11 protein-coding genes, 1 tRNA gene and 1 CRISPR repeat array are annotated in these 24,180 nt (G+C 34.3%); of the genes, 4 read left to right on the top strand and 8 right to left on the bottom strand.

Going from position 1 to position 24,180, the window contains the following annotated elements:
* The first annotated feature begins 3 nt into the window (after positions 1 to 3).
* Together BUR17_RS00955 and BUR17_RS00950 are read left to right on the top strand one after the other, a co-directional pair.
* Complete coding sequence (locus tag BUR17_RS00955; protein WP_143747501.1) at positions 4 to 384, top strand: hypothetical protein; 381 nt, start codon at positions 4 to 6, stop codon at positions 382 to 384.
* A gap of 38 nt (positions 385 to 422) precedes the next feature.
* Complete coding sequence (locus BUR17_RS00950) at positions 423 to 983, top strand: hypothetical protein (RefSeq protein WP_074228140.1); 561 nt, start codon at positions 423 to 425, stop codon at positions 981 to 983.
* A gap of 63 nt (positions 984 to 1,046) precedes the next feature.
* Here the strand turns inward: BUR17_RS00950 and BUR17_RS00945 are convergent, their stop codons facing one another.
* Together BUR17_RS00945 and typA are read right to left on the bottom strand one after the other, a co-directional pair.
* A complete protein-coding gene (locus BUR17_RS00945; protein ID WP_074228139.1) occupies positions 1,047 to 2,639 on the bottom strand; it encodes a glycoside hydrolase family 10 protein in 1,593 nt (530 codons plus the stop codon).
* A gap of 192 nt (positions 2,640 to 2,831) precedes the next feature.
* A complete protein-coding gene (gene typA, locus BUR17_RS00940) occupies positions 2,832 to 4,640 on the bottom strand; it encodes a translational GTPase TypA (protein WP_074228138.1) in 1,809 nt (602 codons plus the stop codon).
* A gap of 358 nt (positions 4,641 to 4,998) precedes the next feature.
* On the opposite strand from typA, the gene BUR17_RS00935 reads away from it, so the two are divergent.
* Entirely contained in the window at positions 4,999 to 7,413 is a 2,415-nt protein-coding gene (locus tag BUR17_RS00935; RefSeq protein WP_074228137.1) for a hypothetical protein, read from the top strand.
* Between the two features lie 63 nt (positions 7,414 to 7,476).
* Positions 7,477 to 10,985: a CRISPR direct-repeat array (repeat unit 47 nt; unit sequence GTTGTGAATTGCTTTCATTTTTGAGTATCTTTGAGATATAACACAAC).
* A gap of 276 nt (positions 10,986 to 11,261) precedes the next feature.
* Here BUR17_RS00935 and cas2 read toward each other — a convergent pair.
* The 4 genes from cas2 to BUR17_RS00915 form a co-directional block, all read right to left on the bottom strand.
* A complete protein-coding gene (cas2, locus tag BUR17_RS00930) occupies positions 11,262 to 11,600 on the bottom strand; it encodes a CRISPR-associated endonuclease Cas2 (protein WP_074228136.1) in 339 nt (112 codons plus the stop codon).
* A gap of 207 nt (positions 11,601 to 11,807) precedes the next feature.
* Positions 11,808 to 12,701 (bottom strand): type II CRISPR-associated endonuclease Cas1, encoded by an 894-nt coding sequence (gene cas1, locus BUR17_RS00925; protein ID WP_074228135.1) that lies wholly within the window; start codon positions 12,699 to 12,701, stop codon positions 11,808 to 11,810.
* A 3-nt stretch (positions 12,702 to 12,704) separates the two neighbouring features.
* A complete protein-coding gene (gene cas9, locus BUR17_RS00920) occupies positions 12,705 to 16,988 on the bottom strand; it encodes a type II CRISPR RNA-guided endonuclease Cas9 (protein ID WP_074230175.1) in 4,284 nt (1,427 codons plus the stop codon).
* Positions 16,989 to 17,195: 207 nt separating this feature from the next.
* Positions 17,196 to 17,267: transfer RNA gene (locus BUR17_RS00915), tRNA-Phe, on the bottom strand.
* Positions 17,268 to 17,660: 393 nt separating this feature from the next.
* Here BUR17_RS00915 and BUR17_RS00910 point away from each other — a divergent pair.
* Positions 17,661 to 20,069: a TonB-dependent receptor plug domain-containing protein gene (locus BUR17_RS00910; RefSeq protein WP_084550326.1), complete on the top strand. Its 2,409-nt coding sequence runs from the start codon at positions 17,661 to 17,663 to the stop codon at positions 20,067 to 20,069.
* An 81-nt stretch (positions 20,070 to 20,150) separates the two neighbouring features.
* Here the strand turns inward: BUR17_RS00910 and BUR17_RS00905 are convergent, their stop codons facing one another.
* Positions 20,151 to 20,846 carry a GEVED domain-containing protein gene (locus tag BUR17_RS00905; protein WP_074228134.1) on the bottom strand — a complete coding sequence of 232 codons (696 nt, stop codon included), beginning with the start codon at positions 20,844 to 20,846 and terminating at the stop codon, positions 20,151 to 20,153.
* A complete protein-coding gene (locus tag BUR17_RS00900; RefSeq protein ID WP_074228133.1) occupies positions 20,774 to 23,857 on the bottom strand; it encodes a fibronectin type III domain-containing protein in 3,084 nt (1,027 codons plus the stop codon). Before BUR17_RS00900 ends, BUR17_RS00905 begins: the two co-directional genes overlap by 73 nt.
* Positions 23,858 to 24,180: the final 323 nt, after the last annotated feature.

Raw genomic sequence — 24,180 nt, 5'->3', positions numbered from 1 at the left:
AACATGAAAAAACCAATCTTATGTCTATTATTGGCATCGTTAGCAATCTTTAACTCATGTACTTCTGAAAATGCAGTAGTAACAAATCCGGAAACATTTAAATCCCCGGAAATGGAAAATTTCGCAAAAGCTTTTAAAAACTTAAACAATCCGGAAAACAAACCTAATGAAGAGGAACGAAAAAATGGAAGTACAGAACTAAGTGACAGAAGAAAGAAAACACTTATTCCGGCATCATTAGAATTAATAAAATCTACAGGTGTAACAGATCAGGAAATAGCACAGAAAACAAGAGGCGATATGAGTGCAATTATTGTATGGGCTATTCAGATCAACAACAATAAAACCAGTGAGATTAAAAACAAAGTACAGTCAGAAAATTAAAACTTTTAGCCTAACAAAAAACTAATATTAAATAGATTATGAAAAAAAGTATCTTAACTATATTCACAGTACTATTATTTGGAATTTATGCCAATGCTCAACAGTCAACATTAATGGTTTATAATTATTCGCCTTATTTCTTGGAGGCAAGAATAGAAGCTAATGGTCTTAACGGAAGCTGCTATCCAAGAATTTCGAGTAATGATTACAGCAATTACAACATAACATTTCCCCCTGCAAGTGGTGGAAGTCCTTTCATTGCTAAATATCCAAAATACAATCAGGGACCCGCTTCTAATCCGGCAATTAATCAGTGGCTTGTACAAACCTCGGCAACTAATCCTGCAATATGGAGGCTTGCTGGTCATGCTCAACTCTCCAATACAAGTGTTGTTACAACCAGTACAGATTGGACAGACTGTTTAATGGTAACAAGAGATGCAAACTTCGTTTATGGAGCTGAACTTGAATTAGGAGATCCTTCTTATGATGCTTGTAACAGCGTTTCTGAGACCTATCAAGATAGAAATTATGTAATAGGAGAATGGTTTACCATCACTTCAGGTTCTGAAAAATTTACAATCGTACAGGTATTTTAAACAAAAAAAGAGGGGTTAAATATTTTATTAGCCTCTCTTTTTTTTATTTTAAATGTAAGAAAATCATCTTACTTTCTTCGCCATATAATCGCTTTCATTTCCTAAACGGTCAATTGCTTTTATTGCAATGGCATTCAAATTTTTGCCGTCTTTAAACTTAGGAATTTCTTTTGAAAGATTCTCTAATGTAAGAATTTCGGTTTCCCAAACTCCGTTGTATTGTGTAAAAAGAACCCATTGAAAAACATTTCCTATATTTTTAGAACTCCAGCTTGTTTGTATAGAGTTTCCATTATCATTGATGAATAAAGTTGGTTTTTCTAAAGGAATGGCTTTTAACCAAGGACTTTTCGGAGTTAAAGCTTTTTCTTTATAGGGACCGTTTTTTAAAGTAGGAAGCATGTTTGAACTTTTCGTTAAACCGGCAATACTCCAATGTACTTCTCCTGCATCATCTTTCAAAATCTGTCTTGACAATTCCACCTGATTTTTAATTTCGCCCGGTCTGTCGGAAACTTTTATTTCAACCGTATTTAAGCCTGGCCAAAGATGACGGTTCATGGTATTTTCAGATTTCCACCAATTTAACAGAGAAGCAAAAGCTTGTCCTTTTGAATCGATCGGCCAATACAATTGTGGCGAAAAATAATCTACCCAACCTTTATTCAACCATAATTTAGCATCTGCAAACAGTTCATCATATTGCGAAGAACCAACAATTCCTTCCGGATAACCTGGTTTCCAGATTCCAAACGGACTGATTCCAAATTTTACGTAATTTTTCTCAGCGTGAATTTCTTTGTAAATCCTTTCTACAAATTGATTCACCTGATCTCTTCTCCAATCTGGTCTGGAAAGTGTTCCTCCAGAACTTTGATAGGCTCTCCAGCTTTCATGATCCGGAAAATCAATCCCTCTGTTGTAGGTTGCATACGGATAAAAATAATCGTCGAAATGTATCGCATCGAGATCATATCTTTTCACCAAATCTTTCACAACATTAGAAACATGTCCCTGAGTTTTCGGATTTGCGGGGTCAAACCAATACATTCCGTTTTTCAGTTTAATGGTAATATCTGAAAGTTTATTCACCATCGACTGGTTGGAAACCGCTCCCCCATTCGAATGATGTGCTCTGTAAGGATTCAGCCAAACATGAAGTTCCATTCCTCTTTTATGAGCTTCTTCAATCCAAAACTGTAAAGGATCATAATTTGGATATGGTGGCTCTCCAGTTTTTCCAGTCAAAAAATAAGACCATGGCTCTAATTCGCTTGTGTATAAAGCATCTGCAGACGGACGTGCCTGAAAAATCACTGCATTAAAATTATTTTCCTGAAGCATATTCAACATATTGATGGCTTCAGCTTTTTGTTGATCTACAGAAAGATTATTTCTTGAAGGCCAGTTAATATTAGCTACACTTGCAATCCATACGCCACGGAATTCTCTTTTTATTGCAGGAAGATTCACTCTAAATTCTTCATTAACAGGAATCGCTACGATTGGCGGAACTAATTTAGGATTTGGAGTTTTAGTAGTATTACTGGAGACTTTATTTTTTACTTTCGGAGTATTTTCTCTTACAGCACATGAAGTACTGAAAGAAGCAAACATACCTAATATGCAGACTAATTTTATTTTAGAGATTTTCATATATGATTCCAAGAAAGGATTTCTGAATTGTTAAAAACACAAAACTAATGATATAAAGATAATTTGAGAAATCTCAGACTGTAAAATTTAGTTAAAACAGAAAAGAATAAAAAACTCTTTACTATGATTTCATTAATGAAATAAAAGAAGCCCCGAAAAATCGAGGCTTTAAATATATTTGAGAATTTAGGGTTATGCTTTCGCTCCTCTTTCAATTCTTTTTCTTTCTTCTTCAGAAAGGATTTTCTTTCTCATACGGATGAAGTTAGGAGTTACCTCGATTGCTTCATCAGCTTGGATATATTCCATACATTCTTCAAGAGAGAATAAGATTTTTGGTGCAACACCAGTATCTTTATCTTTTCCAGAAGCACGCATGTTGTTCAATTGTTTTGCTTCAACGATGTTTACAACTAAGTCACCCGGCTTGTTTTGCTCACCGATAACCATACCTGCATAAATCTCCTCACCCGGATCAACATAGAACTTACCTCTATCCTGAAGTTTAGCAATAGAATATTCAGTTGCAGGACCTTGAGTTTTAGAAATCAATACACCATTACTTCTTCCAGGAATAGCTCCTTTGAAAGGCTTGTATTCTGTGAAACGGTGTGCCATAATAGCTTCACCTGCAGTAGCTGTCAACATTTGAGAACGTAATCCGATCAAACCTCTTGAAGGAATTTCGAATTCCATGTGCTGCATTTCACCTTTAGTTTCCATAATGTGAAGGTCACCTTTTCTCTGAGTCGCTAAGTCGATTACTCTTGAAGCAAATTCTTCAGGAACGTCTACTACCAAAGATTCATAAGGCTCCAATTTCTCACCATTTTCACCTTCTCTCAAGATTACCTGTGGCTGACCAATCGTCATTTCGTAACCTTCTCTTCTCATTGTTTCAATTAAAACTGATAAGTGAAGAATACCTCTACCGAATACCAAGAATGTGTTTGCATCATCAGTCTGCTGAACTCTTAACGCAAGGTTTTTCTCTAATTCTTTAGTTAATCTTTCTTTTAAGTGATTAGAAGTTACATATTTACCATCTTTACCGAAGAAAGGTGAATTGTTGATTGAGAACGTCATGTTCAATGTAGGCTCATCAATTGCAGTTCTTGGCAATGGTTCAGGGTTTTCAAGATCTACGAAAGAATCTCCAATCTGGAAAGCGTCGAAACCTACTACAGCACAGATATCTCCAGCTTTTACTTCAGTTACTTTTTTCTTTCCAAGACCTTCGAAAACGTAAAGTTCTTTTACTTTTCCTTTTACAACTTTTCCGTCAGCTTGCGCTAAACCAATCCATTGAGATTCTTTAATTTCTCCTCTGATTACTTTTCCGATTGCAATTCTTCCTAAGAAAGAAGAGAAATCTAGAGAAACAATCTGCATTTGCAAGGTACCTTCCTCTACTTTAGGCTCAGGAACATATTGCAAAATACCATCTAGTAATGGGAAAATATTGTCAGTTTGCTCTAATGAAGTGTTGAACCATCCTTGTTTAGATGAACCGTAGAATGTTGGGAAATCCAACTGCTCTTCAGTAGCTTCAAGATTGAAGAATAGATCAAATACCTGATCGTGAACCTCATCCGGACGACAGTTTGGTTTGTCAACTTTGTTGATAACAACTAAAGGTCTAAGACCTAATTCTAGAGCTTTCTGCAATACGAATCTTGTTTGAGGCATTGGTCCTTCGAACGCATCTACCAACAAGATAACACCGTCTGCCATTTTCAATACTCTTTCTACCTCACCACCAAAATCGGCGTGACCAGGAGTATCGATAACGTTAATTTTTGTATCTTTATAAGTAACAGAAATATTTTTTGATAAAATGGTAATTCCTCTTTCTCTTTCAAGATCGTTGTTATCCATTATTAATTCTCCACTTTCCTGATTTTCTCTGAAAATGTTTGTAGCATGAATAATCTTATCAACCAAAGTAGTCTTACCGTGGTCAACGTGTGCGATAATCGCAATATTTCTAATGTTTTGCATGAATGATTTTTACGGGTGCGAAATTAGTGATTTTTAATGAATTAACCACTATCAATATTTATTTATTAACAAATTCATAATGAGCGAATTCCATTTTACAGACAATTTTAATCAACAATTCATCAGTTAACAACAAACTACTTTACAGCAAATTAAGAGATTAAACAGTTTTAAAATAGCTGAAAAAGAGGGATTAAATCAAAATAAATGACCTAAAACATTCCGTATGAATAATTTTATCAATTATAAAATTGCTTGAAAACATCTCTAATAAATTATTAAATCATAAAGTATATTAAATATTTTATCAGACAAACAGTTTTCACTTTATTTGTATACTCTTAATGTAGTATAGAATATGAAAAGAATAATTACATTCTGTTTTCTTTTGGCATCTTTCAGCCACATTCACTCACAACAATCTGCCGACAAGGCTCTTCAATATATTAACGAAAATCTTTCACAGGAAAATCTTTATATCCTTACAGATAAAGATTTGTATCTTTCGGGAGAAACGCTGTGGTTTAATGCAATGGTTTTCAGAAACTTCACCATATCAGATCTTTCAACCAACTTTTTTATTGAGCTCTATGATAAAAATAAAAAACAGATTCTGAGAAAAAGATTTCCTATTTTTAACGGGGTAGTTCAGGGAAGTTTTCAGATTCCTGAAAGCTTGAGTGAAGATATTTATTTCGTCAGAGCCTATACTCCGATGATGAGCAATCTGAGTGAGGATTTCCAATACATTAAGCAAATCCCTATCTACAACCCTTCTTCACCTAAAAAACTAGTTACAGATAAGTCTTCTTCATGGTCTGCGACAGTACATCCGGAAGGAAATTCTTTTATTGTTGGAAATCAGTCTAAAATAGCTATACGTCTTCATAATATCGGAATACCTCCCTCGCAATGGGAAGGATATATCATTGAAAAAGACCATCCTGAAAAGAAAATCACAACTTTTAAAGGTTTAGACGAAAATGTTGGAGTTTTCTCATTAACTCCTGAGAAAGATAAAATTTACGAAGCGGTGATTACAGACAATAATGGTTTACAAAAATCTGTAGCCCTTCCGAATGCTTCTGAAAAAGGAGTAAGTCTGCAAGTGATCAGTGAAAAAGACAATATTAAATATAAAATAAAAAATACCGGAGAAAACATCCCTTATTACACTGTTATAGCCAATATTGGTGATCAGTTGGTTTACAAAGCGAAAGTTAATCAGTTAAAAGATTCATTCCAGGCAATACCAACCAATCAACTTATCAACGGTATTTTACAGCTTACTGTATTTGATGATAAAGAAAATGTATTGGTGAGCAGAATGTGTTTTGTGATGCCACAAAACTTAAATATTTCTGTTCCGGAAGTAAAATCTGAAACTTTAAGTACGGAAAAAAGAGGGTTTAATTCTTTTAATGTGAAAGCTATTAAAGATATTCCGAGTTATTCTATTGCAGTATTTGATCCTGAAGATAAAAAATCTTTGCTGAACGAAAATCTTTTAAGCTCATTATGGCTTTCAAGTGTTATTAAGTCTAAAATAGATCGTCCTGCCCAATATTTTAGTGAAAAAAGAAATACCGATGCATTGGATGCTCTTCTCATTTCGGAACAATGGAAAATGTTTGACTGGAAAGAAATTATTTCTGGAAAACATCCGGAAATAATTAATAATGCCTCAAAATATATTTCCTATAAAGGAAAATTAACGGTAAACGCTAAACCTGCTCCTCAGCAAAACCTCATCATGTTTGTTGAGGGAGACAAATCCGGAAATCAGGTTTTTCAGGTTGAAACGGATAGTAACGGAGAATTCCTTTTTGATAATATGATTTTTGAAAAACCTATTAAAATTACTTATCAGGTTAATGGAGCTAATGCCGCTTTAAAAAGCAGAACCAATGTGTATGTGCATCCCGCCAATACTTTTATCCCATTAAAAAAAGAACTACCGACAATTGAAGGATATAAACTTGTTGATAGAAATTCTACTGTAGAAAGCAGTCAGCCGGCAGAATTAACAAAAACTATTGATGCAAGAAGATATAAAAAGGAATACAACGAAAAAGTTGCTTTAATTGAAGAGGTAAAAATAAAAGCGAAAAAGAAAAACCTCAAAGATGAACTTAACAACAAACTGAGTAGCTCTCTTTACAGAAGCATGAGTGAGATTGTTTTTGATTTTGTCAATGAGAACCAATCTGCTGCGGGTTCACAAAATATATTACAATGGCTACAAGGTCGCGCTGCCGGATTAACAATTAATTACGAAAATGGAATTCCAACCCCATACATCCGGCAAGCAAAAGCGAATGTTTATCTGGATGAAATGCTAACTGATGCAAGTACTCTTACCGGCTTATCGGCAGATAATATCGCTATGGTAAAAATTATCAAAGACGGTGCAATTGGTATGAGTGGCGGTGGTAGTGGTGGTGTACTGATTTATACCAAAAGAGGAGATATGAAACCTGTAGCCAAAGCAAATACACTTTCAGAAATGGTTAACCTCAACTTTTTTGTGATGGAAGGTTATAATGAATCTGAAGGATATCCCGATTCTGATTATGAAAATTCTGAATTATCTAAAATAACTAGCGATTACAGACCCGTACTCTACTGGAATCCTAATATGGAGATAGATCCGGATACTCCCGCAAAAGTTGATTTTTACAATAATGATACTGCAAAAAAATTCCGTTTTATGATTATGGGATTTGATGCTGAAAAATACACTCCTGTTTACTATGAAAAGTTGTTGCCTTAATAATTTTTAAGTATATAAAATTTAAACTTGCAGTTCCTGAAATTATTTTGGGAACTTTTTTATTTTTAAAATTGCTTTCATTTTTGAGTATCTTTGAGATATAACACAACGATGCTATTAAGGACAACTTGAAAGGTCGTGTTGTGAATTGCTTTCATTTTTGAGTATCTTTGAGATATAACACAACAGAAATGATATTGCCGACCATGTGAGATCTGTTGTGAATTGCTTTCATTTTTGAGTATCTTTGAGATATAACACAACACCACTTGAAATCTTCAACATTGAAAACGGGTTGTGAATTGCTTTCATTTTTGAGTATCTTTGAGATATAACACAACCCTACATCTTCTTATTACATTTGCCACAGTGTTGTGAATTGCTTTCATTTTTGAGTATCTTTGAGATATAACACAACACATCTTAATCTCAGTCATTTGCTTAGTCTGTTGTGAATTGCTTTCATTTTTGAGTATCTTTGAGATATAACACACCTCACAAAACCAAATGCGAATATTGTATTATGTTGTGAATTGCTTTCATTTTTGAGTATCTTTGAGATATAACACAACTTCTAAGTTTTTTAATTGATTTAAACCGTTGTTGTGAATTGCTTTCATTTTTGAGTATCTTTGAGATATAACACAACTTTGAAAAAGAGTTTCAAGAACATTTGTTAGTTGTGAATTGCTTTCATTTTTGAGTATCTTTGAGATATAACACAACGTTAAATGTTGTTTGCTCGTTTGGCGTTGGGTTGTGAATTGCTTTCATTTTTGAGTATCTTTGAGATATAACACAACTTGTTCAAAGCAATAGCAACTGCATCTCGTGTTGTGAATTGCTTTCATTTTTGAGTATCTTTGAGATATAACACAACAATCTGAAGTTCTGGAAGGTTCAATCGTATGTTGTGAATTGCTTTCATTTTTGAGTATCTTTGAGATATAACACAACCACTGGTCATTGATAACGGAATACTTCTTTGTTGTGAATTGCTTTCATTTTTGAGTATCTTTGAGATATAACACAACGGACTTAATTACTTAACTGCAGAAATGATAGTTGTGAATTGCTTTCATTTTTGAGTATCTTTGAGATATAACACAACTTCTCTGAATCTCGATCCACCTCTCATTGAGTTGTGAATTGCTTTCATTTTTGAGTATCTTTGAGATATAACACAACTCACCTGTCATTGTCAGTTTTCGCCCTTGCGTTGTGAATTGCTTTCATTTTTGAGTATCTTTGAGATATAACACAACAACAATCTCTAACAGCCGCCCCACAAGGGTGTTGTGAATTGCTTTCATTTTTGAGTATCTTTGAGATATAACACAACAACAAGTTCAAGTCCCGTTTTTGTACTGTGTTGTGAATTGCTTTCATTTTTGAGTATCTTTGAGATATAACACAACAACAAGTTCAAGTCCCGTTTTTGTACTGTGTTGTGAATTGCTTTCATTTTTGAGTATCTTTGAGATATAACACAACAACAAGTTCAAGTCCCGTTTTTGTACTGTGTTGTGAATTGCTTTCATTTTTGAGTATCTTTGAGATATAACACAACCCTGAGCCATTGTAGCTAATTGAGTAGCTGGTTGTGAATTGCTTTCATTTTTGAGTATCTTTGAGATATAACACAACTGGAAGGTGATTTCTTGGTAAATTCAGAACGTTGTGAATTGCTTTCATTTTTGAGTATCTTTGAGATATAACACAACCGAGCTACCATATTTACTGACAGATGGCATGTTGTGAATTGCTTTCATTTTTGAGTATCTTTGAGATATAACACAACCGAGCTACCATATTTACTGACAGATGGCATGTTGTGAATTGCTTTCATTTTTGAGTATCTTTGAGATATAACACAACTTATGGGAGGTGTATTGAGTTTATTAGCCGGTTGTGAATTGCTTTCATTTTTGAGTATCTTTGAGATATAACACAACGTTAATCAATTTATCCCTGATTGGCAATACGTTGTGAATTGCTTTCATTTTTGAGTATCTTTGAGATATAACACAACCCAACCAATTGAATGTGTCATAAGTTTAATGTTGTGAATTGCTTTCATTTTTGAGTATCTTTGAGATATAACACAACATTGCTTCCGCTAACTGAGTGTATTCTTCAGTTGTGAATTGCTTTCATTTTTGAGTATCTTTGAGATATAACACAACAAATAAATATGTTATTCTATGGGATTCAGGGTTGTGAATTGCTTTCATTTTTGAGTATCTTTGAGATATAACACAACATCATAAAAGGCTAAACGATTTTTATCATCGTTGTGAATTGCTTTCATTTTTGAGTATCTTTGAGATATAACACAACCCAAAGGACATGTGGCTCATCTGTGACTGCGTTGTGAATTGCTTTCATTTTTGAGTATCTTTGAGATATAACACAACCGAAAGATTATCCGGTAGACATCATGACGGGTTGTGAATTGCTTTCATTTTTGAGTATCTTTGAGATATAACACAACCAGTTACTGTAATTCCCAAAACTTCCGATAGTTGTGAATTGCTTTCATTTTTGAGTATCTTTGAGATATAACACAACGCTTCGAAGGTTCGACTCCTTTATCATCCAGTTGTGAATTGCTTTCATTTTTGAGTATCTTTGAGATATAACACAACTCTACCCATCACAACTACTTGTCCTGATGTGTTGTGAATTGCTTTCATTTTTGAGTATCTTTGAGATATAACACAACATAATTCTGGTTGTTTAGGTTGAAGATTATGTTGTGAATTGCTTTCATTTTTGAGTATCTTTGAGATATAACACAACAAAATCGATCTTCCTAAAGAAAAGGTCAAAGTTGTGAATTGCTTTCATTTTTGAGTATCTTTGAGATATAACACAACAAAGGGCGAGTAGGTGTTTCCGACGTATGGGTTGTGAATTGCTTTCATTTTTGAGTATCTTTGAGATATAACACAACTATTCAAATTTATAAGAGAGCTTCCACTATGTTGTGAATTGCTTTCATTTTTGAGTATCTTTGAGATATAACACAACTTCTGCTTTCAACTTTCCAATAAGATCAAGGTTGTGAATTGCTTTCATTTTTGAGTATCTTTGAGATATAACACAACAATGTATAAATAAATATCACTCGACCCCCTGTTGTGAATTGCTTTCATTTTTGAGTATCTTTGAGATATAACACAACAATATAAATACAATGGCTTGTAAATTAACAGTTGTGAATTGCTTTCATTTTTGAGTATCTTTGAGATATAACACAACTAAGGAAGAAGTACAAAAGTTCGCCGCTGCGTTGTGAATTGCTTTCATTTTTGAGTATCTTTGAGATATAACACAACACTTACGCTGGTGCTACTACCTGCCGACCGGTTGTGAATTGCTTTCATTTTTGAGTATCTTTGAGATATAACACAACTCCAGGCGCAAGCCCTTGCAGGGCCTTAGCGTTGTGAATTGCTTTCATTTTTGAGTATCTTTGAGATATAACACAACATACGATGGGTACCCAGCACCACCATTAGTGTTGTGAATTGCTTTCATTTTTGAGTATCTTTGAGATATAACACAACCTCAAAAGCTAAACCTACTGTTTATCAGTAGGTTTTATTTGTTTTTAGAATTTCAAATTTTGCGTTTTTAGATGGAGTTTAAAATTAATTTCTGTCATTTTTTGATTCGTAAGAATACCAATATTAAAACTAAAGTAATTCTAGCGGCAACCACAAAACTTACATTATTACCAAGCTTAATATTTCAACTATAAAAGTCATAAGATAAACTAAAGCCAAAAGAAAAATTGGACATAATTAAAAATAACAACTAGTGCACTTAAAAAATATCAAGCCCTAAAACAATTCTAATTGTTGAAAGGTTGGTGGAGGTTCTTCTTTATTCCGAGCAAAGAAAATTTCTATATCTCCAAATTGTTTGTCGGTGATGCACATAATGGCTACTTTTCCTGCTTTTGGGAGCATAAACTTTACTCTTTTAATATGAACCTCTGCGTTTTCTCGGCTTGGGCAATGACGGACATACATTGAAAACTGAAATAGTGTGAAACCATCATCCAACAAGCTTTTCCGAAAGCGGTTGGCGTCTTTCATATTGGCTTTGGTCTCGGTTGGCAAATCGTATAAAACTAAAACCCACATAATTCGGTAAGCGTTAAAACGGTCTTGTTTCATGGGTGAAAATGTTGTTTCGGAAGCGGTGTTCTGCGTGAGGGCGCAGCTGGAAATCCTTTTCTAGCGAAGGAAATGCGGTGGCGGGAAAAGATTGAAAGCGGAGACCGACCCTTTGTTTTTGAGCAAGGAAAAATCTCAACGGTTTTTGAAACCGATGAGGTTGAGCGGTTGGAAAAACAATGGGGCACGCCCAAATAATTTGCATTTTCATACGAATTCGGGATAAGAAATCTGACGTTTTTCGCCTGTATAACATTTGTGGAGTGAGGAAGTCGTCATTTTTACAGCGATTAATAAGGGTCTTGTGACTTGATCTATCCTTACGTCTTTGGTGGCAATCTGGAGGATGTGTGCTTTGAATTCTTTTGTCAGCTCATCTGAGTCGGGATTTTTGGTAAGCCAAATCATGACCAGTTGGTCTACGAACGGGCGATAAGGCTCCATTAAATCATCAGCGAGACAGTAAGGGTTGTATTTGTTTTTATGGAAAATTCCGAGGACAGGAAGCAAACCTGTTTCTACAATCGCACGCGCCACAATGCTTCTAAGCACAGAATATCCGAAGTTGAAAAACTGATTTGGCGAGTCGCCAAAGCGTTGCCTGAGGAAATCCAGACTGATGAGGTGTTTCCAATAATGTTGAGCTGCAATGCCTTCCATATTGGTAATATCACCACTTTTCACATTTTTTTGATACTCGAGCATCGGTTCGTAATAATTTCCCAAACGCCATAGAACTTCTTTCTGATTTTCAATTTTACATTCGATAGTTTGTTTCCAAAGTTGCTTTTTGAGCGGTTCGCTGGCTTCCAACTGGTCTTTGATTCGGTCCGAATGTTCGGTATGTCCATAAAGTGGTAACATAATTCCGTGGGGTAAATGTTGCGCATCACAGCTCACAACCACCACATTATTGCCCATCATTTTCTGAATGAGCTGATGTGAAATGGTAATTTGAAAATGATCCAACATCAACAAGCCCAAATCTTCTACCGGAACACTCCCTTTTTCTGCTTTTGTTTCCGGACATAGTATTTTCATCTGATTGTCTTTTAGTTTCAGATAGGTGGGATTACCGATGTAGATGGAGCGGGTGATCATGGGTTAATATTCTCCTATTTTTACAATATCTCCGAGATTATTGAGACGTACTTTCACAATATTCCCTAAAGGATTTGTACTTCTTATACTTATATAAGCAACATCTTTTAATTGTTGCATTTCTTCAACAGCAGTTTCCAAATGATGCCTAAACATATAATTCTTAGTTGCTAATTTTTGTACTCTAAACAAATTAGGACTTATCACATTTTTATTTTTAGGGTCTAATAAATCCAATTCGTTAGGATTGAACCCTGTTTTTTCATTAGGGAAAATAAAGTATTCATTTTGCTTCATTGTGAACAAAAATTGCCAACCTAAACCATGGTTATAGTTTTTATCGATAACAGACTCTCCTGCATTGACCAACTGAACCGCGTCAAACAACGACACTACTCTTTCCTGAAGATTTCCTTTTTCGTCTCGGTAAATAGCAACATGATGATTATTCCCTGTACTCACAAAATCTACCGGAATTTTCTTACCATTATCATCTAAAATTTCGTTCCCTAAATGATCTTTTTTGTAATGTAAAAATTCTGCATTTTTCACTCCGGAAATAGTCACTCTTTTGACAGAAATTCCTTTTGCTTCATTGAGCCAAATTGGATTTTTATCTAAATCTGAAAATGCCTTTTTAGGGTCATTTCCAAATTCCTTCAGGCGATTGAATAAAATTCGTTTTATGCCTTCATCTAAAATTTTTTCAATGATTTTTATATCTTTAAAATTCTCTGGCGTGATCTCTTTTCTAATTGAATAATCTTCTTCCAGCCAAGTTAATTTTACAGTTTCCGGGAAAAGTTCAGTTTTTTCTTCATTCAAATAAATTGGATTTTTACTCATAACATTTTTCCCGGAAAATGCTTTTTTAGGATCGTTTTCATTTTCGGAAAGCCTTTGAAGTAAGAGTTTCTTATAAGTCGGATTTGCCACTTTATTAATGGTTACTTCATCAAATTTTGCACTTATTTTTTCTTCTTTATTGACGTAATATTGATATTTCCCGTAAACAGTTTCTTTGTGCAATTGTCCTCTTGGTGTAAATTCAACTTTAGTTCTTTCGCCGTTTTTAGATTTGATTTTGTTTTTATTTCTGGTTACAACTTTATTCTTAGCTTTATGTGAAACTAAAACGTTTTCTAAATGTTCTTTAGCTTGTTTTCTGAAATTTGGAATCGGCAAATTGAAAACTCTTTTTTTATTTCCTTCATCATCATATTTCCAAGTCGTTTCTTTATCTTCAATACCGATAATTGCATTATGCTCTTTATGATTTTCGCTTTTTCTTGCATTTAAAAAATTTAGATAATGAATATGATTATGTTTGGTAAAAGCTACCGTCAAAGCATCCATTGCATGATGACGATGGTCGTTTCTTTTGCTCCAATCTACAATACGTTCTTTGAAGCTTCCATCTTTTTTCTCAACTTTTTCAATTAACCCCAAAGCTTTAAATTTTTCAAAATTAAGCTCCTGCATAATGTTGACTAAATCCCAATCTTCACGCAATCTTGCAGTAACACTTCCAGTAGTTGGCGTTACCACTCTACAGATTTCATATAAAAGATTCCTTGCTTTTTTAGCAATATATTGACTGTCGCGCAAATCTCTGTCAATAAAACCATCACCAATTTCAGCTTCTTGTTTTAATAATTTTTGATATTTGGCTTTAGAAATTCCTTCCTCTTTATTTTTCTTTCCTTGCTCGAAAAGCATTTCAATTCTTGATTTGAAATCTTCAATTCCGTTTTCTCCAAATTTTTCTGAAATATAATCAAAGGCTGTCCTGTTTCCTTTGTCTAAATTATCTTTTCTAAAAACTACAGTTTTGTTTGAAAAACTATCATCAAACATTTTAGATTGAGGAATAAGATGGTCGATATCAATCTGTTTACTGAACAAAATTTCCCTTGAAATATAAGTATTGGAATATAAATCTTTGTAACCATTATTTTTCAACTCTTCATACAAACGGTAACGGATAATATCATTTCTAGTTGGATTCTTAATATGAAATTCATTTTGAAGCAATTTAAAAATCTTTTCGTGGGCAATTTTTGAAGCGTTGATATTGGTCGTTAATTCTGCTCTTTCTTTTGCGTTTTTCTTTAAATCACGAGACAGTTCTACACGTATTTCATCAAATTTGAAATATTCAGTAATATTTCCTTCTTCGTCTTTTTTGCTGTTGGTTTCAATGATAGTGTTGATAACATTTACCAATTGATTCAATATTTTTTCAACAACAGGATTTCGTAAACTATTTTTTTTGAGTAATTCTAATTGATTTTTCAAAGGACGATTTGCAATTTCTTCTTTGGTTAAAGATAAAGCAGAATGTTTATAACCCGCCTGTAAGCAAGCTTTATCATAAGTCAATTCTTTAATATGCGGATAAATTTTCCGCATTGCCTTCGTACTTAGGTTACCATAATCATCCGAAAAAGCAACGTTTGCCAAAATCTGAGAATGTTCTTTTTTGAACCCAAATTTTTCTTCTAAAAGCCTAAACAAAGTATCATTTCCGGTTTTAGAATTATCTTCCTGATAAGAATACAGCAAATGCCAAAGTTGATAAGAAGCTTGTTTTTCGAAATCTTTTCCATCCAGCTCAGCATCAAACTCTAAAATTTCTGTATTGATATTCAATATTTCAAAAACACGTTTTACCATATCTTTTATTTCCCAAACTGATGCTTTCAGCTCAGAAATATCAATGTCGTCTTTCCCTTGAAGTTTCAATAGATCTTCGTCATACCCTTCCAATTCTAAAATTCTCAGATATGCATCAAATAAAATTTTATTCGTTCTGTTACCTTCCAATTCGGAATAATTCATTTCCCAATCGGTCGATTTATAACCTAAAAGTTCAAGGATTTTTGCAGATTTTAAATTTCCTTTACTATTTAATTCATCAAATAATTTCTGCTTGGTTTCCAAATCGAAAATAAAAATTTCCTTTTCTTCATCAAATAAAGTTGGAGCATCTGCTTTTGCAACTCTTTTTCTACTTCCTTTTTTTCTGACTAAAACATTATTTAAAACCTGCCAGATTTTAAATTCCTGAAACAAAGGCGAAGATTTCGGAGCTACTTTTAAGCCTATCGTTTTCTTATGTCCGTTGATGATTTTTTTCTGACTTTCAAATTCACAAAAACTTACCAAACCTTTTTGCGACTTTAGTTTTCGTTGATAGAAAATGATAATATCCCGAATTTCCGTTTTCCATTTTTCCGTTAATTCTGGATGAAATTTTGCCTGAATTTCCCAAATTCTCTCAAATTCATCTAAATAATCCTGACGGTAAAATACCTGATTTTTCAATCTCGTATGAGGATTTGTTTTTAACTTTTCATACAAATATTGACCAACCGTTTGATTGTTAAAATATAACTCTTTGCTTCTATCACTGATTTCACCTAAATATCCGCTGGAATTATTAAGATTATTATTGATTTCAGTAACCACAAAAGCAACTTCTTCTTTTCCCAATTGCTTATTAAGCGCTTCGCTTCTCCACAAATAAGCTTGCAGTTTTTTCTCTTCTCTCGTTTTCGCTTTATTGTCTGCTGTATTAAACCCATACTTTGTCCAAAACATGGCAGAGGTCGCACGTTGCCCTTTTCCTTTTAGTTCTTTATAAAATTCATCAGTCAAAATTTCAGGGTAAAATTGTTTCTGAAAATTCCAGATTCTATCAAATTCCGACTGCAAATCTGAACGGTAAAAATCAGGCAGATACTTTTTCTCTTCTTTTAATAACCGATAAGCCAATTGGCCTGGAGTAAGGTTTTCTTCGTATAGTTTTTTCGCGATTTCCATTCCGTCGATGATTTGACCTTCATCCTCGTTTTTTGCTTTTCTACTGCTTTTATATCCTCTTTTTTTATTAATAGCTAAAAAAACTCTAGCCAATTCTTCTTTCTCTATTTTTTCAACCGCAGATTTTGCTCTAATAAGATAAGTGGAATGAGTTGTGTCTTTTCCGTTCTCGGCTAAAATAGTTTCATTTGTAATAATATTAGCTTTCAATAAAGCATCAATAAGATTTTTTCTCCGATCTTGATAACGGTCGAGATTTCGTCTTGCGCCACGTTTCAAAGTTCTGTCTGCATTTACAGAAACAGGTTTTCCTTTTTCAAAATTGGTTTGTTCATCGGTCGTTAAAGGATTTACACGAACTCCTATTTTTTTAATAGAAGATTGTTCGGGATTTTTACCTTCGAGAATATGTGCAAATCCAATAGAAGTAACACCTAAATCTAATCCTAAAATATTTTTCACCATAACAAAAAGTTTTTTTCAAGAAAGTATAAAAATAAAATATTTTGATATATGATTTATACGGATTCCCGTATTTCATAGAAAACACAACAACAACCAATTAAAAAGAGAGATTACTTTCGCAATCTCTCTAAATGTGAAAGCAATTCACAACTGATTTATTTAAATATATAATCGTTATAAGAAAATAAATCATTAATTTTGTCGTGGAGGTAACGGGAATCGAACCCGTATGTACGAATTTTCAGGCCGCCGCATTAGCCGTTATGCTATACCCCCTAAATAAAGTTATCTTAGATGACTTTATTTTTGACAATACAAATATAGATTATATATTTTATAAATCACAATACATTTTAAATATTTATTTTTTTTATTTAACTTTATAAAGCTAAAAATGTGGAAAACCGTAAACTGATTAAAAATATTATTTTTAGATTTGTATCCGAAAGCAATTCACAATAAGGATTATTCCGTTGTGAAAACATTTAGCGCCTCGCCTATCTGCGGGGCATTTTTTATGTCTGAATATTCCGTTAATGTCTATGTAAATTAAGATTTAAGGTATAAAAACACATCTTTTAATATTAATTTCATAAAAAAACTTTCAATTATTTCTCTGATAAAAGAAAAAATGTATTTTTGAAATACAATAAAAACACGAATCCGCATATGAATATATCTTTCTCGCAAAAACCACTTATTGCATTATCATTAATTGTTGCTCCATTTTATTTTTCCCAGAACAAAGCAGAAGAAGCGCTTAAAAAGTTTGAAGAAAATTATCCTCAGGAAAAAATACACCTCCTTTTAAGTAAAAAAAATTATGTTGCAGGCGAAAATCTGTGGTTTACTTCTTTTGTATTTGACGGATACAGTCCTTCTACAATTTCCACCAATGTTTTTCTAGAGCTGTATGACCAAAATAAAAAACAGATCAGCAAAAAAATATATCCTCTAATTAATGGTAAAGGCAGCGGAAGTATTAGTTTGCCTGCTAATTTGAAAGAAGATGTTTATTACATCAGAGCTTATACCACATGGATGGGGAATTTCAGTGATGATTTTAATGAAATCATACCGATCACAGTATACAATCCTTCATCGCCTGAAAAGCTAGTAAAAAATACATCTGCTCCATGGACTGCCGCTATTTTTCCGGAGAGCGGAACTTTTATTGATGGTATCAATACAAAATTTGCAGTTAGGTTACAATCAAAAGGAGAAACACCAATAAATTGGAATGGCTTTATTACAGAAGCTCAGAATCTACAAACTAAATTAGTTACTTTTAAGGGTTTTGATCAGAATATTGGCTCTTTTAATTTCACGCCTATCAGCGGGAAAAAATATCAGCTTATTGTAGAAGACGATAAAGGAATCAAACTGACTATTAATTTACCCGAAGTCGTTTCTTCAGGAGTGAATTTACAGGTTCAAAGCCAATCTGATGCCATAAAGTTTGTTTTAAAGGGTAAAAATATTGATCAAAACTCAAAATATAAAATTATAGCAACCATTAACAGTCAGTTGGTTTATAAAGCTAATGTTTCTAATATTTCAGATCGGGTTTATTCAATTCCAACCAGTCAATTGGTGAACGGGATTCTTAATCTCACTATTTTTGACGAATCTGAGAATATTGTTGCTCAGCGACTTTGTTTTGTACAACCTCAATCCCTTAAACTTAAACAACCTTCTTTAAAAGGTACTTCATTTAGTTTAAAGCCTAGAGACAGCAATTCTTTTAACATCGGTAATGACTCATCTATGTCGACTTATCTTGTAAGCGTAACAGATAATGAAAGTGAAAATCCTGAGAATGAAAACAGTTTATTGAGTACACTTTGGCTTACTGGAGATATTACTTCAAAACTTTATAATCCTGCCCAATATTTCAGTAAAAACAGAAATATTGATGCATTGGATGCATTACTGATTTCAGAAAAATGGTCAAGATTTAATTGGCAGACCATCATGTCCGGAAATTTTCCTGCTATAAAATATAAACCCGAAAACTTTCTTTCTTACAAAGGAAAAGCTACAAAACTGGGAAAACCGGCATCGGAAGCAGAGATTAATTTAATTTTCAAAATGCCGGACCAGGGAATTAAATACAATTTAATTAAAACAGATAAAGAGGGAATGTTCACTTTGAATGGTTTGGTTTTCGAAGATTCAATGGCATTTTCTTATCAACTTAATGGTGAGAAAACAAACAAAAATTCGGTACGGGTTTATTTCCAACCCTCATTTTCATTCTTACCTTTTAGAAACAATCTACCATCTAACAATTATACACTTGTACAGCGCAATTCAACAGATACAATACCTATCGAAATAGAACGTGCTGTAGCGAATAAGAGTTCACAGACAAATTTACGAGAAAAAGAAACGCTTATTGAAGAGGTTAAAATTAAAGCACAAAAGAAAGATTTAACCAAAAAACTTAATAATGAACTCAGCAGTCCCCTTTTTAGAAGTGGAAACGAAACTGTTTTTGATTTGGTGAATGAAAACCAAAATGCACAAGGCTCTCAAAATATTTTACAATATCTGCAGGGTAGAGTTGCAGGTCTTCAGATTCAGATGCAGGGTGGTAGTTATACTGCAACAAATCGTGGTGGACCTATGGAGTTTTTCTTGGATGAAATGAGAGTTGACGCAAACCAGATTTCTAATATTCCTGTCTCAAACATTGCAATGGTAAAAGTAATTAAAGGAAATTTTGCAGGAAGCTTTGGAGGAGGAAATGGAGCAGTTGCAATCTATACCCGCCGTGGCGGAACTACCGGTTCTGGGGTAGACACTACTCTATCCTCTAATCTTACAGAGGTCAAACTCAATGGATATGATAAAGAAGTGCCTTTTAATAATGGAATTTACGATGAAGAAAGCGCAAAATCTGTGCCCGAAGATAAAAGAAGCATTTTGTATTGGAATCCTTATTTAGAAAGTAAATCGGGAGAACCGACTATTGTACAATGGTATAATAACGATGATGCAAAAAATTTCCGTGTGATGATTATTGGTTTTGACGAAAATAATGATTTACTATATTACAATGAGGTTTTAATATAAAATTTTATCAATATATCTTTAATAAAACAAAATAAGCTCTCAAAATTGAGAGCTTATTTTTATAGACGGAAATTAAATCAGTTATTCTTCTTTAATGAATTTTTTCTGCACATTTCCTTTCTTATCTTCAATATCAATAACGTATACTCCGCTAAGAAGTGCGCTTACATCAATTTTATTGTTCACGATTAATCCGCTAGAAACTAGCCTTCCAGCAGCACTATAAATCTTATAATTTGCTTTCTCACTAATATTTTTAACGTTCAAGACTGATTTAACAGGATTTGGATAAATCAAAATATCTGTCTGATTAACTGAATTGACAATTGGTAATTTTGATATTCTTACTGTATAATCTTCTACTTCCCCATCGTCAAAACTGGTACAGTTAACAGGAATTGCTCCTTTAGCCATCGCTACTCTCATCACAACATATTTAGAACTGGTCATACTGATAAAAGCATCAGATGGTACAGTAAATATTGCATTTGCAGTAGAATTTGAATTAGGTCCGTCTGCAAGAATTCTCTCATTAAGATCAAAAGTTCCGTTTCTGTCGAAGTCAATCCAAACCGCAACTCCGGAATCTGCTCCCTGAGTTTTATCAATAGTAATTTGATTTCCTGTTGATCCCTGAATCAATTCAATAAATTTAGTTGAATCTCCTGTAAAATCAGAATAAGCAGCTCCTGTTGAAACATTAATCATTTCAGGCTTACCATTCGGTGTAGCAGTAACTTTTGAAATATATTCAGAAGCAAAGTTAGTTGAATGCATATTTGGCAATAAATCACTGTAGGTGTTGTAAAATAGTAAGGAGGTGTATAATTCCCTGCTCCTCCACTACAAACATTTGCAATCTGCATTTCGTATTTAGTTAGTTCTAATAATCCTGTTATTGTATAGGTATTATTACTCACATTAATAGTCGTCCAGCTTGGTATTCCTACTTTTCTGTATTTTAATGTGTAATTATTGGTAGCTCCGGTACCCGTATAAGCATCCCAAACCACTTCTGCAGTTGTAGGAGTTAATTGAGTAATCGTAAATCCTGGAGGAGGTACTTCACACACTCTTACAGTGGTAAATATCTGTGTAATCGACCATGGATTAGGATTTGTTTCCCCATTACAAATACTTGCTACTTGCACTTCATAAGTTTTATAAGATTCAAGATTCGGTATTACATAAGTATTTATTGGTGGAGGAGGCAATGTTGGCATATTCCATACTGTAGTCCCAACCTCTCTCCATCTTAAAACATAAGTAGCATTTGGTACAATCGGATTCCATGTTACCATTGCTGAATTTGATGTAATATTAGATATCACAGCGTTCGGTGGTGTAGGATCGCATCTTGTTGTAAATGTTTCTGCGGGAGTAAAAGCACCTGCTCCTCCACTACCACATACTGCGGCAACCCTAACTTCATACATTGTTGCCGGTGTTAATCCTGTAATACTCACTGGTGGATTCCCTCCTAAAACCGAAAGGTTCATCGTTGTCCATGCAGAAGCTGGATTGGTTACCGGTCTGTATTCTAAAACAAATGCATTATTATTTGCTGCAGGAGTCCAGTTGACAATAACCGAATTATGAGTAATTGTAGTAAAAGTTGGTGCTCCTGGAGTAGCATTGTTACAGGGTTTTAATCTTACTGCGTAGTCTTCCACTTCTCCGTTAACTGCATCCTGACACATCAATGGTGCACTTCCTCGCTTCAATACAACTCTCATTGTCGTTGTATTATTTCCTGTATAAACTCCTGTTGCCGGAACATTAAATGTAATTGTAAGAGGAGTTGTAGTATTGGAAGGAGTAGTCATTATTTTTTCACTATCCGTAAATATTCCATCTCTATCCCAGTCAATCCAAGCATGTACCGAGTCTCCATAGGTAGTTCCTACCCAAGCTTTTGATACTGAAATTTGATTACCCACCGAACCTACTTCCAGGTTAATTAATGTTGCAGGCGTTGTATAACTAATATAATTGGTTTGAAGTGAAATATTCTCCATAACCGGGAAATTTATAGGCGTTACTTTTACATTTGAAATGTAATCATTCGTCCCGCTTCCATTCATATTACAATAAGTAACCGGTGGAGTCGTAAAGTCTATCAATGACGAGAAAGTTCCCTGATTTCCACCGCATACTGTAGCTATTTGTACCTGATAAGCAGTTTGCTCAATAAGACCAGTAATAGTATGAAAGCTTTGACCTGCAGGAAGAGTCAATCCAGCTGCACTTGGCAACCATGCTCCCGTAGTACCTTGCCTCCACCTGATAACATAAGTCGCATTTGCTGTTGGCATCCAAGATACATATGCTGAATTATGAGTAAGATTTCCTACAGAAATACTTGTTGGAGGTGCTGTAGTACATGGTTGAAGATCAATAAATTTAATCTGATAATCTTCAACTTCTCCGTTACCCGTAAGGTTCATACAAGGATCTGTTGGAGTGCCTGAATAGACGATAACACGCATTTTGATTTTACTGTTGCCAACATAAGCATTGGCTGGTACATCAAAATTTGCAGTTACAGGTGTTGTATTAGAATACCCGAGATTCATAATTCGTTCCCCTCCTGCAGTTCCTACGGGATTATTATTGAAAAGTCCATCACCATTAAAATCAATCCATGCATAAGTAGTATAAGTACTCGAAGCAATAGTTCTTCCTACTGACAGTGTATTGTTAACAGAATTCCTTAATAAAGTAATTGTCTTGGATGGATCAGTAGAATAATCTGTATAAGTACTTGATCCGGAATTATTAGTTACCGTTGGAACATTGGTTCCTATCATTGTAATGTTATTAATAAAACCATTGGTCACTGTAGCAGTTCCTGAACCACAGTAAATAAGAGCTGGAGTGGTAAAAGGAATTGATGCAGAGAAAGTTCCCTGAGTTCCACAGATTGTAGCAACCTCTACTTCATACTGAGTTTGCTCAATAAGACCCGAAAGCAGAACATTATTTGTAAATGGTGTAGTAATATTAATCGTTTGCCATGCTCCGGATGGTAAAACTCTGTATCTTACGACATAGGTTGCATTCTGAGTTGCAGTCCATGATACCGAAGCAGAAGTGGCCATGATATTATTGACTATAATATTAGATGGTGGCACATTCGTACACGAAGGTAAAACTGTACCGATAAGTTGAAGCCTTGGCAAAACTGCATATCTGCTTGTTGCTGTTGGAGGATTCAATGGATCCGGATTAGTGGTCGTATTATAATAAAGCATTCCTCTGTTGGGTCCTGCAGAGTAGCTTCCCCAGTTAGCTGTACAAGATGTGCTTGTAGCATTTTCGTCTACTGCAATCACAACATTACTCGTTCCATCCCAAAGGAATGGTGTCGCAAGAGGAATTTCAATCCATGTTCCTGCAGTCATTGATGGTAATGTTCCGGTATAAACCTGAGTCATTGTTCCAGCAGGAATCCAGCTTGTCGTTGTAGCAAAATCATTTTGAGCTGTATTCCCCATATAAACCACCCATTGATTGTAATTTGCCTGATTTGCTGCAGTAGTAGATACAAAAAACTTTATAGCTGTAATCATATTATTTGTTCCAACCGCTGTTGCAATTTCTGTTGCCGTATAGATTTGTTGAGAATAATTATATCCTGAGCAAGAATACACCGGTAAAAATGCATGTGTTGCTGTTCCGCCACCAATCTGTCCAGGAGTAAAAGGTTCTCCTGCTACCCATAATGATTTATCTGAAGCAGAACATACCGAACGAACCCACCAATAATAGGTTGTTCCCCCAACCAAAGGAGTGATATTAGCAGAAATTCCGGGAACAATGCTTCCTACTGTTGCAGCAGTTGGAGGAGTATTTGAAGTACTGTAATAATATTCATATCCACCTGCAGGTGTCGGAGACGGAGCTAATGGTGCTGCCCAATTCAGAGTTGCAGAGTTGGGAGTAATATTTGTTGCGGGTGCAATAACAGGTTCAAAACAAGTCGGTGCCTGTATTACTTGAACCTCATCAAGAAGTATATCGTCATAAAAATTTCCGTTGTTAGCAACATCTTTGTCAACAGTAAACTTAAGCTGAATGGTCGCTCCTACATAGCTTGCGGCAAGAGGAA

The organism is Chryseobacterium scophthalmum (assembly GCF_900143185.1).
Lineage (GTDB): Bacteria > Bacteroidota > Bacteroidia > Flavobacteriales > Weeksellaceae > Chryseobacterium > Chryseobacterium scophthalmum.
Note: the sequence above shows the minus strand (reverse complement) of the source record. Positions and strands in the feature narration are given on the sequence as shown.